The following is a 12,183-nucleotide window of genomic DNA, read 5'->3' on the forward strand; positions in this document are numbered from 1 at the left end:
TAGATATTTAGAGGATATATTCGAAAATTAAACAACAGTCGACTTAATTGCTGAACTGTTATCGGCATTTTTTAGCCCATCTTTAAGCAAAACTGCCGTCGAATCCGACGATGTATTGTGATTTCCTTTAAATATTCGCAGCGCTTTTTTGCCCCAAGTATCCAAATAACTATAGGCCACCGGCACCACAACAAGTGTCAGCAAGGTCGAAGTAATAATCCCACCAATCACCGCCCGTCCCATAGGCGCTTGCAATTCACCGCCCTCACCTACACCAATGGCCATTGGCAACATCCCAAACAGCATCGCTAAAGTGGTCATAATAATCGGCCGCAAACGCACCTGACCGGCCTGCAACAGCGCATCGTGTTGGTTGGCACCTTCGCGTTGGGCGTGATTGGTAAAATCAACCAATAAAATAGCGTTTTTGGTGACCAAGCCCATCAGCATGATGAAACCAATCATCGAGAAAATATTTAACGTGCTGCCGGTAATAAGCAAGGCACTGAACACGCCAATCAAGGACATCGGCAGCGACACCATGATCGCTAGCGGCTGTAAGAAGCTGCCAAACTGTGAAGCCAGAATCAGGTAAATGAAAATCACCGCAATGCCCAGCGCCGACACCGCTGCGGCAAATGAGTCATTCATATCTTTGGTTTGGCCACCGACATCGAAGTTGTACCCGGGCGGCAATTGAATCGTGTCGATCAACTTTTGTACATCGGTTCCCACATCTCCCACCGTGCGCCCTTCGACGTTGGCATAAATACCGACCCGGCGTTGCAGGTTTTGGCGCTTAATAACTTGTGGGCTCGTCGAGGGAACAAATTCCACCACTTGGCGCAACGGAATCATCATGACTTTGCCATCGGCGCTGAGCTTGGTGCTGGCCACCGTCAAATCGGCCAAATCGGCGATTTTTTGACGACCCGATTTAGGCAATTGCACATTCACTTCATAATTTTGCCCATCGGGAGCTAACCAATGATTAGTCGTGTCACCTGCAATAAACGGGCGCAGTGCATCACCGATTTGTTGGATTGTTAATCCCAGATCACTGGCCAATTCATTATTTACCCGGACTGTTACCGCCGGATTAGACGCAGTCATGCTGTTTTCGATTTCCGTAATCCCTTTAATTTCAGCCATTTTCGCCATGACACGTCCAACCACTTCTTTGAGCTTCTCTGGATCCGGCCCCAGAATCGCCACATAAATTGGCTTATCAAAGCCGACCGATAACACCACGCCGGGGATGCGATTTAGTCGTTCGCGGATGGCGCGTTGAATCTCTAGCTTAGGCGGACGTTTAGTCGTTCTGAGATCGACCAACTTCAATCCCACGGTTGATTCATTGCGATTACCGTCGCTACCGACGGTGGTATTAATGGTTTGAATCTCTTTAAAGCTACTTAACGCAGCTTCGACTTGCAGTAATTTGCTGTTGTTGTATTCCAAACTGGAACCGACTGGCGTCTTAAATTTAAGTTGGATAAATCCGTCATCGGTCTCCGGCATCATGTCGGTGCCAATAAAAGGCAACAAGAAAAAGCTGCCAATAAATAAGCCAAACGCGATCGCCAAGGTCGCCTTTCGCCAGTGCAACGCTGTTTCTAAAATGCGGCCGTAGATCAGGTGCAAAGCCTCGATTCCGTTTTCAACCTTATGCATTAAGCGCTCAAGCCATGGCAGATATTTAAAGCGGTTCTCGATCGGGTCTTGCCAAACGGAGGACAACATCGGATCCAGCGTAAAACTGACGAATAAGGAAATCAGCACCGCAACCGCGACCGTGACGCCGAACTGAAAGAAAAAGCGCCCCATAATGCCGTCCATGAAAGCCACTGGCACAAACACCGCCACAATGGCCAACGTGGTGGCGGTGACGGCCAAGCCGATTTCATTGGTGCCGTCGCGCGCTGCGTCGAGGTGGTTTTTACCCATCGCCAAATGCCGCACAATGTTTTCGCGCACCACAATCGCATCGTCAATTAATAACCCGATGCACAGCGACAAAGCCATTAAGGTTAAAAAGTTCAACGTGAAACCAAACACATGCAAGGCGATAAACGTCGCGATGACTGAGATCGGCAAAGTCAGGCCGGTAATAATCGTGCTGCGCCATGAATGCAGAAACAAGAACACAATCAAAATCGTTAGCAATGCGCCTTCGATAATTGTTTCCTTAACGCGATCCAGCGAGCCTTTGACTTCGCTGGCGCTATCAAATACGGTTTGAATTTGCACGTCTTGCGGGAGATTTTTCTTTAACTCTTGGATCGCATCTTTAATCGCATCACCCACTTCGACGATATTGGCATCTTGAACTTTGACGACCTGCAAGTTGATTGCGCGTACCCCGTTAATACGCGAAATCGATTGTTCCTCGCGCGCGCCATCGATGATCTCCGCAACTTGTTCGAGTAAAACTGGATTACCAAAACGACGCGCAACAATAATTTTCCCGAACGAACGCGGGTCTTTTAATTTACCGACTATGCGCACCAACTTATCGTTGCCGCCAGAAGTAATTAATCCCGCAGGCATATCTTGATTATTGGTTTGAATCGCTGCCACGACTTCATCTACGCCAACATTTAATGCCATCATTTGGGCTGGATTCAGTTGCACCAGCACTTGACGCGCCACCGTTCCACCAATATCGACCTTGCCAACGCCGGGCACGCCTTGCAAGCGCTTCACAATAATTTGCTCGGTTAAAGTAGATAAATCACGCAAGCTGCGCGAAGCTGAAGTGATGCCGAACGAAATAATTGGCTGAGCGTTTTCACCATCAAGACGCGAGATAAACGGTTCTTTGGCATTTTTAGGAAAAGCGGGCCGAATCGCGCCGACTTTATCGCGCACATCTTGCACCACGCGATCCATGTTCACATTCAGATTAAATTGGATATAAGTATTGCTGCGGCCTTCGTAGGCGGACGACATGATGCGCTTGACGCCATTGACGGTATTAATCGCTTCTTCGATAGGTTTGGTGAGATCGGTTTCAATCGCTTCGGGCGAGGCACCGGGATATTGGACGGAAATAAATAAGGCGGGAATCTCCACGTTGGGCATTTTTTCGACGCCCAGCTTTTGGTAGGAAAACAAACCCAACACCATCAGGCCGACCATCACCATCGTGGCAAAAACCGGGTGATTAATACTGACTTTAGTCATCCACATGACTTACCCCTTGGTTGCGGCTGATGTTTTTTTGGCGGCGGGCAAAGTCACTTTGCTGCCAGGCTTGACCATATCGAGCTGCGAAACAATGACTTGATCGCCTTCTACCAAGCCTTTTTTCACTTCGGCATAACCTTCGTCTTCATTGCGCAAACCCAACTCGACCGCCTGCGCCACTAAATGATCGTGATCTATTTTATAAACGGTGGGTACGCCACTGACCTGACGCACCGCGATCAGCGGCACCAAGGTTGTTTTGGTGGATTTTTCTAAGGTGATTTGACCTTTAGCAAACATGCCGCCGCGCAGCACCGCATCGTCATTGAGCACTTCGATGTAGACCATGAACGAGCGCGTGCCAGTTTCCGCATTCGGATTGATGCGCACGACTTTGCCCTTAAATTGGCGTGCCGCAAAACCATCGACCGCAAAACTAACCGGCTGGCCTAATTTAATGCGTGGGATTTCACTGGCGGGAACGGGCGCTTCTAAAATTAATTTCGACAAATTAACTAGCGAGAACAAGGGCGTGTCGGGCGAGACTTTTTCGCCCGCTTGCACCAAGCGCTTGCTCACGATGCCCGACATCGGCGCACGAATAATCGTGTCGGCTAGCGCAAGACGAGCGACTTCGCGCTGCGACATGGTCGATTTCAGATTGGCTTGCGCGAGTTGCAGAGCGTTTTCTGAGGTATCGAAGGCATTCTGGGAAATGTATTTTTGCAAAAATAAAGCGTGACTGGATTCGCGGTTTTTCTTGGCTAACTCTAATTTGGTGGTGGATTCTTCCACCGCCGCGTCTTGCGTGGCTAAACGCGCAGCCAAGTCGGCATTATCGAATTTAGCCAACACTTGGCCTTCCGAAACCGCCATACCTTCTTGCACCATAGTTTCGCTGACTACTGCGGTAACTTTGGATTTAACGGTGATGTTGTTTTGTGGGATTAGGCTGCCTGAGACTAATAAATTCACGTTTAGCTCGCGCTTGATGATAGAGGCGATATCGGTGTCGGCTAATTCGAATACCACCTCACTTTTATTACCTTTTGGACTCGCGGCAACGCCCGCCTCAGGCGCACTCTTGTATTTCCATAACGCTGCTGCCCCGCCAACCAGCGCGACGGCAATCACCAGCCACAGCCAGGTTTTACGTTGATTTGGGTAGATGGAAGGAGATTGGGCTTGTTCTGTTCTCATTATTTTGATTTCTAGTTCTAGGTCTATGAAGTGGGCTTAAGACTTGCCTCTTGGAAAAAAGTTCTGCACGGAACTGTTTTTATTCAGCAATCTTTAATCAAATTGGGTCAAAAATAGTCACAAACTACACATTTAACTAGAATCAAAAGTTATAAAAATGTACACTATATTATTTATTAATTAATATTTCTGGGCTTGGTAAGCGATGCACTGTCAACACAATCACCAATTTTCGACAACAAATCACCGAGGCTTTAGTTTGATTGAAGTATTGGTTTCGGTATTGGTCTTAGCGATCGGCATCATCGGCACCATTCGGCTGCAAATTCACTCGCTTCAAACCACCCAGCAATCTAATTTTTATAGTCAGGCGGTGCAATTAGCCAATGAAATGGCGAACAACATTCGTAGCAATCAATCCACTGATCCCAATGCCAATAATCGCTATCTTCAAATCAATTACAGCGCCAACGAAGACGCACCGAAATCCAGCGCCAGTTGCTACCAGCGGCGCTGCAACCCTTCCCAATTAGCCGAGGCGACCGTTCACGAGTGGCTGGCGCATATCCATCAAGCGTTGCCGAACGCGAAAGCCGTTGTTTGCCGCGATGACCAGCCTTGGGATAGCTCAACCCAGCAATTACGATGGGAATGCGCAGGTTCCGCTGACGCGGCCATCGTAATTAAGCTCGGTTGGACCGAGCAAGCCGATCAAAACACCCTCGCTAGCCCTAAATTCGCGTTGGCCATATCGCCTTAAAAGGAAACGCTATGCGCCTCCCAATATTTTTTTACCGATCAAAGCAACAGGGTTTAACGCTGATTGAAGTCATGATTGCGCTAACGTTGGGGCTGGTTTTGATCTTAATCGTCACTGGAATTGTCGTACACAGCAAATCAACCCAAGCAGCACAAACCGACCTAGCTGCCATGCAAGACACCGCTCGATTCGCGCTGGACAATATCAGCCGAAGCGTGAGGCAAGCTGGCTACCTGAACTACGACGAATTGGATACATCGCTGGAATCGAGCGAAGCACGGGACGCCAACGTCATGGGTTTTGATGCAAAAAGCATGAGCGCCAAGACCGCAAACATTAGCCAACCAATCGCTAGCAGCAACAATTCGAGTGACATCCTAGCGCTGCGCTTTGAAGGTTCCGGCCAACCAGCAGATGGCTCCATACTCAATTGCGCTGGGTACGCAGAAGCTGCCGAAAATACCCGCGCATGGAGTATTTATTACGTCGCCAACAGCTCGGGCGAACCGGCCTTATTTTGCAAATACCGCGGAAAAAAAGGCTCGTATGAAAGCATTTCTATCGCGCTAGGCATTGAATCGTTTCAAGTGCTATACGGAATTAACTTTGGTTCCTCCGGCAATGGCCCGACCGAACAATTTTTAAGCGCAACAGACATTGCAGCACTGGACGCGCACATTAGCCCCAGCGAATTAAGTAAGAAAACCCATTGGAAAAAAGTTACCTCAGTAAAGGTTGCCTTGCTAATTAGGGGTAGCAGCAAATCAAGAATGGATGAAGCAACTATCCACACACTTTTTGGACCAACTTATAACAACCAAAACGATGCGGGAACTCAATTGGATGAGGCGAAACTTCCCAAATCCGCTCAAGCTTATTTCCGCAAAATTTATAGCACCACCATCGAGCTCAATAATCCGAATTCAAGCGAGCAATAGGTGCACCGTTTTACCTGAACCGAAAAGGAGTTAATTATGCATAACGCAGTTTGGTACCAACTAGAGTGCTTACAAATCCAACGCGCCGTCGGTAATGTTTATCAAAAATTAGGACGGAATTTAGCCGAGGCCGATTACCAACAGGAACTTAGTGCGGAATTTACTAAGCTAGGCATTCCCTATTCCAACTTTCAGCCATCCGTTTCAGTTGGAAAACAGGCACACAAATTGACTCACTCTTTACCGCATTTCATTTGCCACGGCGTAATCGCGGTGAAAATCAAAGTGTTACCGACAACCCAGCACGAACATGTCGCGCGGGTGAGTAACTTTCTCAAAACGTCTAAAAGTCGTTTGGCGATACTGGCCAATTTTGGTACTCAACCGAATGCGACTATCGAACTAATTACGCGATAACAGGCTGGTCGGCTCATCAAATATTCTGCTTATTTCCCTGTCCACGTTCTTGCTATGGCCACGCTCACAAATCAGTCAAAGTTCCGATCAAGCCGCCAACATGGCGCTGTGCTAATCGTGGCACTTGTCATGTTAGCGGTGCTTCTCCTACTCGGCACATCACTGGCGAGTATGGCGTGGATCAATGAAAAAGCGGCGCGTAACGACAGAGATCGCATCGTCGCATTTCAAGCCGCTCAATCAGCACTGGCGGATGCGGAATTGGATATTGAGAATTCCACCCACAGCAGTTCACGCAGCCAAATTTTTTTACCTAGCTCGCCAGAGGGGTTTGCTGTCGGCTGCAATGCGGGCAATACCAATCGTTACCAAGGCCTCTGCGCGCAGGTTGTCGGTCAGAAACCTGCTTGGCAAACGGTTGAACTTGCAAAAATTGACGAGAACTCAGCTTCCGTCGAATTCGGTCGTTTCACCGGCAAGACGATGCCGCATGGCGAAGGACCATTTTCGATTTACCTGCCGCGCTACGTCATTGAACTAATACCCGACAATACGCCGGGGCAAACCAGCGCGAGAAAATTTATGTACCGCATTACGGCCATTGGATTTGGTAGTGATGCAGAAACACAGGTTGTACTGCAAGCTGTATATAGAAAGATTTAACTATGCTCGACCTCAATAAGAAAGCGGCATTAGCGCTTTGCATCACTTTAGCCGCATCTATTACCTCAGCCGCCTCGCCATTTATCGACTTAGCCAAAGAAGCGCTTGATGGACAAGTGAAAATCACCCCAGCGGGAACGCTCAACACTGGAAAAGCATCCTACGTTTTTCAAACCAGCGATCAAAGTAGCGATTGGTCAGGGAAATTACACAAACGGATGTTGGTCAATAATGCGGATAATTCCTTTAAGCTTGGGGCGAACCCGAGTTGGGAAGCGGGTGAATTGCTGACCGAAGCGTACAATCCACGCACCATCGCAACCTACAATTCGGTGACCAATAAAACCGTTTTATTTAACTTAACTAATTTGCCCCACAAAGATCAGATGGCGCTTAGCGCACTTGCTGGCGGTAGCTTCGATGCTCAATTAGGGGAAAAAAGGATTCGCTATTTGTCCGGTGAGCGCGAACTAGAACAAAGCGCCTCAACCATCACCATCACCAACACCACATTCCGAAAACGTAGCAGCCTGCTCGGCGATATTGTTCATAGCATTCCTGTTTTAGTTGGCAAAGCAGGTAACGCCAACGCGGACAAAAAAGCCCAACGCTTTTTAACCAATCAAAGCAGCCGACCAGATGTCGTCTATGTAGGTGCCAACGACGGAATGCTGCACGCATTTGACGCAGAAAGTGGTTCCGAATTATTCGCCTACATTCCCAGCCCATTAATCGCGAAGTTATCAAAGCTGACTTCCATTAATTATCAACATGATGCGTACATGGATGGCAATATCGGTATTCGAGCAGTCCAAATTGATGGCGTTTGGAAAACCGTATTAAGTGCTGGCATGGGAGCCGGAGCAAAAGGAGTTTTCGCTCTGGATATCAGCATGCCAAACGATTTTATGAATGGACTTGGCGCATTGTTTGAATTTACCGAACAAGACGATGCCGACATTGGGTATATCACCTGCGCACCAAGAATAATAAAACTCACCACCAATCGCGGTCGTGAAGCTTATTTCGTAGCCATTCCCAGCGGCTATAACTCATCCAACCGTAACGGAGATGCTTTCTTATTTCTACTCTCACTCGATAAAAAATCTTCCGAACCTTGGATGTTGAATCGCAATTATTTCAAGATAAAAGCTGCCAATAGCAATCCACACAATGCCAATGCTTTAGCCGCTCCTGCCTTTGCTTTATCCGCACAAGGTGCTGCAAAGTTGGCCTATGCCGGCGATTTGCAGGGCAATCTTTGGCGCTTTGATCTTCAAAAAGACCTCGATAAGCCGAATGTAGCTCGCATTATTTTTACCGCCAAAGACCATCAAGGAAACAGTCAACCGATTAGCGCACAACCACTCATCACGAACGCTCCGCAAGGCGGGTATCTAGTGCTATTCGGAACCAGTAAATACGTTGAAGCGGCGGACAAAGATCCACAAGCATTCAAAACCAATAGCTTTTATGCGGTGCGGGACAGCACCAAAGGAAACGCAGCAATATCGGGGCGGGACGAACTGGCACAGCGGAAGTTGACGCGCACAACAAAGTGGCGCAAAACGGGCAATACGGTTTCTGGTGCCGCTTTTAATTACGGAGAAAATTCCTCGGATAAAAAAGGCTGGTACATCGACTTTGCCAGCTCCAATAAATCCGGCGAACGCAGCATTGAGCCAGCCGTGGCAGAACACGGATACGTATTTTTCAACACCCACACACCCGGAACTAATTTACAAGCGCCGAGCAGCAATTCTTATGCCATAAATGTGTTGACAGGTTTTTCTGCGAGTCAGGATTCTATTACCGGCTACAGCACGACCAATGTCGTTTTGACTCGACCAATCGTTGTCCTGGATTCTGAAAATACTTTCAAAGAAGCCGGCGGCAGAACGGTCAAAAGGACCAATTATTCGGTTATCACCATTGAGCCAAATGCGCGCGGCAATTCAGTTGAAATCATCGAATCAGGATCAGTCAGCGCCAGCCGAGCGGGACGACTGAGTTGGCGAGAAATTCAAAACTGGCGCGAGCTAAATTCAATTCAGAATTCAAAATAAGCATGAAAAAAATAAACAAGCTAACACCGCAAAGCGCAATAACGTTGATCGAGTTAGTGATAGCGCTTGCCTTGCTATCCCTCGTCGCAACGCTTGCCTTTCCGATGTATCACGACGCAATCTTGAAGGTGCGTCGCACCGAAGCCAAGACCGCCCTATATAACGTTATGCAACAACAAGAACGCTTTTATACCCAGAAGAATAGCTATGCCGAGTTCAACAGCGTGAACGATCAGGCGTCGTTTAAAAAATGGTCGGGCGAATCGAAAAGCACGAGTCATTACGAATTATCAGCCCAAGCCTGCCATGGAAAAACATTAAAAGAGTGCGTGCAACTTACCGCCACGCCGATAGACTTTAACGATCCAATTTGCGGTGATTTGGTGCTGGATAGCGCTAACAATAAATCCTATTCCAAAGGCACCTCACCTAACTCAGCTTGTTGGTGATTCATGCCTAAAATCGCATCCATCATTAAGCAGCGCGGTGTTAGCTTAGTAGAAATCATCGTAACGCTCGCCATCGTTAGCATCTTATTGAGCATCGCGACACCGAGTTTCACCGCATTGATGCGCGAGATTCGCGTGTCAATGCTCGCACACGAAGTCCAGCGCGGCTTAATGTTGGCCCGATCGGAAGCGATTAAACGCAACGATTTAGTTCGTATGGAAGCGATCGACGGGGACTGGACAAATGGCTGGATGATTCAAGCGGGCGAAACTATCATCAGCACCCATCGACTTGACGCAACCAAATCCTTAAGCATCACCAGCAAATCGACCGATGGTGGCACCTATTTTGGGTATGCGGGTAGCGGCAGATCGCGCACCAAAGCCAGCGCATATAGCGCGCAAAGTGGACATATTCGGATTGCCATTGAAGACACAAATCGTCATGTGGTCATTAACTTTATTGGCCGCACCCGCATTTGCAAAATAATCAATCCCGACAACGACACCTGCGTTAGTACTGCAAACTAAGCCGGTAACTAACTAGCTAACTAAGCAGCCAACTAGTTCACGATACGGTAAAATTCCGTCCTTTATGACCTAACGTCAAAGCGCAACGTGGAAATTTTATCGGATCAACAAGCAATGCAACTGGCCTTGGATTGGGCAGAAAAAGGGTTAACTACCACCACACCCAATCCGCGCGTAGGCTGCATTCTGGTTAAAAATAATCAAGTCATTGGCGCTGGATTTACCCAACCCGCCGGACAAGCGCACGCCGAAGTGCAAGCACTACGTGACGCACAAAGTCGCGGTAACGATGTGCGCGGCGCAACAGCTTATGTGACGTTGGAGCCGTGCAGCCATTTTGGTCGCACCCCACCTTGTGCCGATGCATTGATCGAAGCGGGTATTGAGCGCGTTGTCGCTGCGATTCTTGATCCCAATCCTCAAGTTGCAGGGCGCGGTTTAGCTAAACTTAAAGCAGCCGGTGTCGCGGTGCAATCGCCATTACTCGAAGCGGCCGCCTATGAAATGAATATTGGTTTCTTCAAACGCATGCGCACAGGATTGCCCTGGGTACGCATGAAAGCCGCCGCCAGCTTGGACGGTAAAACAGCGCTGCACAATAATCAAAGCCAATGGATTACAGGCCCCGAAGCCCGCGCCGACGGCCACCATTGGCGCGCTCGAGCTTGCGCGATTTTGACCGGCATCGGCACCTTGCTGGAAGACGATCCGCAATTAACAGTGCGCGCGTTTCCTGTCACGCGCCAACCAAAGCGCATTATTGTGGACAGCAAACTGCAAACCCCAATCACCGCCAAAGCGTTGCAAGACGGCGGCGCGTTGATCGTTCATGCACAACGCAATCCAGAGCGTGAAGCTGAACTGATTGCCGCCGGCGCCGAATGTGTGTATTTGCCAAACGCGCATGGCAAGGTCGATTTGCCCGAATTAATGCGCGAACTGGGTCGGCGTGAAATCAACGAATTACACATCGAAGCTGGCTCCAAACTCAACGGTTCCTTGATCCGTGAAGGCTGCGTTGATGAGTTATTGGTGTATTTAGCGCCCAGCCTATTGGGCGACGCGCGCGGCATGTTTGAACTACCCGCATTAACCGATTTACGTGACATCCAGCAGCTATCGTTTCATCAAGTCACTCAAATTGGCGCTGATATTCGTTTGCTTGCTCGCTTTAAAAAGCACGCTTAACCCCATTCTATTTTTAACTAAAGGATACTCACTATGTTTACCGGAATCGTCGCCGCTGTCGGCCAGATCACCAAAGCAACGCCGCTGTCCACCGAATCAGACGCAGGATTAAAACTCACCATCAACGCTGGCGCATTGCCGCTGGCCGATGTGGTACTGGGTGACTCCATCGCCATTAACGGCGCGTGTATGACCGTCGTGAGCAAAACTGCGGACGAATTTTGTATCGATATTTCGCGCGAAAGTTTGAATTTAACGTCGGGCTTAGACCAACCCGGTCCGGTCAATTTAGAGAAAGCGCTAACCCTAGCCGACCGCCTCGGTGGACATTTAGTCTCGGGACATGTTGATGGTTTAGGCACCGTCGTCAAATTTCACCAAGTCAATGAATCGTGGGAACTGGTCATTGCCGCTCCAAAAAACCTGGCCAAATATTTGGCTTACAAAGGTTCTATCGTGGTCAATGGTGTGTCGTTGACGGTGAATCGCGTCACCGATTTGGCAGAACAATGTGAATTTTCCATCAACTTAATTCCGCATACGATGCAAGTCACTACCTTGCAGTATTTAAAAGTCGGCTCCAAAGTTAATTTGGAAATTGATTTAATTGCACGGTATGTCGAACGCATGCTCAGCGTCGATAAGGTTTAACTCCACTGTGCGTGCCTGAATCAATCGGGCACGCACCTGCACATTCCGCACAAAACGTTTCAAATATATAACACCCGTCTAAAGTATTTCCTGCTTTCAACGTAAAGCCCGAAAAAAGCGTATACTACCGT

Annotated in this window: 11 protein-coding genes; 9 read left to right on the plus strand and 2 right to left on the minus strand. The window is 48.5% G+C overall.

Annotated features, from left to right (window positions below):
• Positions 1-27: 27 nt before the first annotated feature.
• Positions 28-3,192: an efflux RND transporter permease subunit gene (locus E2I14_RS15040; RefSeq protein WP_133329997.1), complete on the minus strand. Its 3,165-nt coding sequence runs from the start codon at positions 3,190-3,192 to the stop codon at positions 28-30.
• Positions 3,193-3,195: 3 nt separating this feature from the next.
• Positions 3,196-4,389: an efflux RND transporter periplasmic adaptor subunit gene (locus E2I14_RS15045; RefSeq protein ID WP_133329999.1), complete on the minus strand. Its 1,194-nt coding sequence runs from the start codon at positions 4,387-4,389 to the stop codon at positions 3,196-3,198.
• 205 nt (positions 4,390-4,594) lie between these two features.
• On the opposite strand from E2I14_RS15045, the gene pilV reads away from it, so the two are divergent.
• The 9 genes from pilV (at position 4,595) to E2I14_RS15090 (ending at position 12,052) form a co-directional block, all read left to right on the plus strand.
• Complete coding sequence (pilV, locus tag E2I14_RS15050; protein ID WP_133330001.1) at positions 4,595-5,149, plus strand: type IV pilus modification protein PilV; 555 nt, start codon at positions 4,595-4,597, stop codon at positions 5,147-5,149.
• Between the two features lie 11 nt (positions 5,150-5,160).
• Positions 5,161-6,087 (plus strand): PilW family protein, encoded by a 927-nt coding sequence (locus E2I14_RS15055; RefSeq protein ID WP_133330159.1) that lies wholly within the window; start codon positions 5,161-5,163, stop codon positions 6,085-6,087.
• A 36-nt stretch (positions 6,088-6,123) separates the two neighbouring features.
• Entirely contained in the window at positions 6,124-6,504 is a 381-nt protein-coding gene (locus E2I14_RS15060) for a GxxExxY protein (protein WP_133330003.1), read from the plus strand.
• Between the two features lie 54 nt (positions 6,505-6,558).
• Positions 6,559-7,167 carry a pilus assembly PilX family protein gene (locus E2I14_RS15065; protein WP_133330005.1) on the plus strand — a complete coding sequence of 203 codons (609 nt, stop codon included), beginning with the start codon at positions 6,559-6,561 and terminating at the stop codon, positions 7,165-7,167.
• A 2-nt stretch (positions 7,168-7,169) separates the two neighbouring features.
• Positions 7,170-9,233 (plus strand): pilus assembly protein, encoded by a 2,064-nt coding sequence (locus E2I14_RS15070; protein ID WP_133330007.1) that lies wholly within the window; start codon positions 7,170-7,172, stop codon positions 9,231-9,233.
• A 2-nt stretch (positions 9,234-9,235) separates the two neighbouring features.
• On the plus strand, positions 9,236-9,682 hold the full coding sequence (locus E2I14_RS15075; protein ID WP_133330161.1) for a type IV pilin protein: 447 nt from the start codon (positions 9,236-9,238) through the stop codon (positions 9,680-9,682).
• Between the two features lie 3 nt (positions 9,683-9,685).
• Positions 9,686-10,213, plus strand: a complete 528-nt coding sequence (locus tag E2I14_RS15080) for a GspH/FimT family pseudopilin (protein ID WP_133330163.1) — start codon at positions 9,686-9,688, stop codon at positions 10,211-10,213.
• Positions 10,214-10,300: 87 nt separating this feature from the next.
• Positions 10,301-11,401, plus strand: coding sequence for a bifunctional diaminohydroxyphosphoribosylaminopyrimidine deaminase/5-amino-6-(5-phosphoribosylamino)uracil reductase RibD (gene ribD, locus E2I14_RS15085; RefSeq protein WP_133330009.1), 1,101 nt, complete (start codon positions 10,301-10,303; stop codon positions 11,399-11,401).
• 33 nt (positions 11,402-11,434) lie between these two features.
• Positions 11,435-12,052 carry a riboflavin synthase gene (locus tag E2I14_RS15090; RefSeq protein WP_133330011.1) on the plus strand — a complete coding sequence of 206 codons (618 nt, stop codon included), beginning with the start codon at positions 11,435-11,437 and terminating at the stop codon, positions 12,050-12,052.
• The last annotated feature ends 131 nt before the right edge of the window (positions 12,053-12,183 follow it).

Source organism: Sapientia aquatica, assembly GCF_004358105.1.
Taxonomy (GTDB): Bacteria; Pseudomonadota; Gammaproteobacteria; order Burkholderiales; family Burkholderiaceae_D; genus Solimicrobium; species Solimicrobium aquaticum.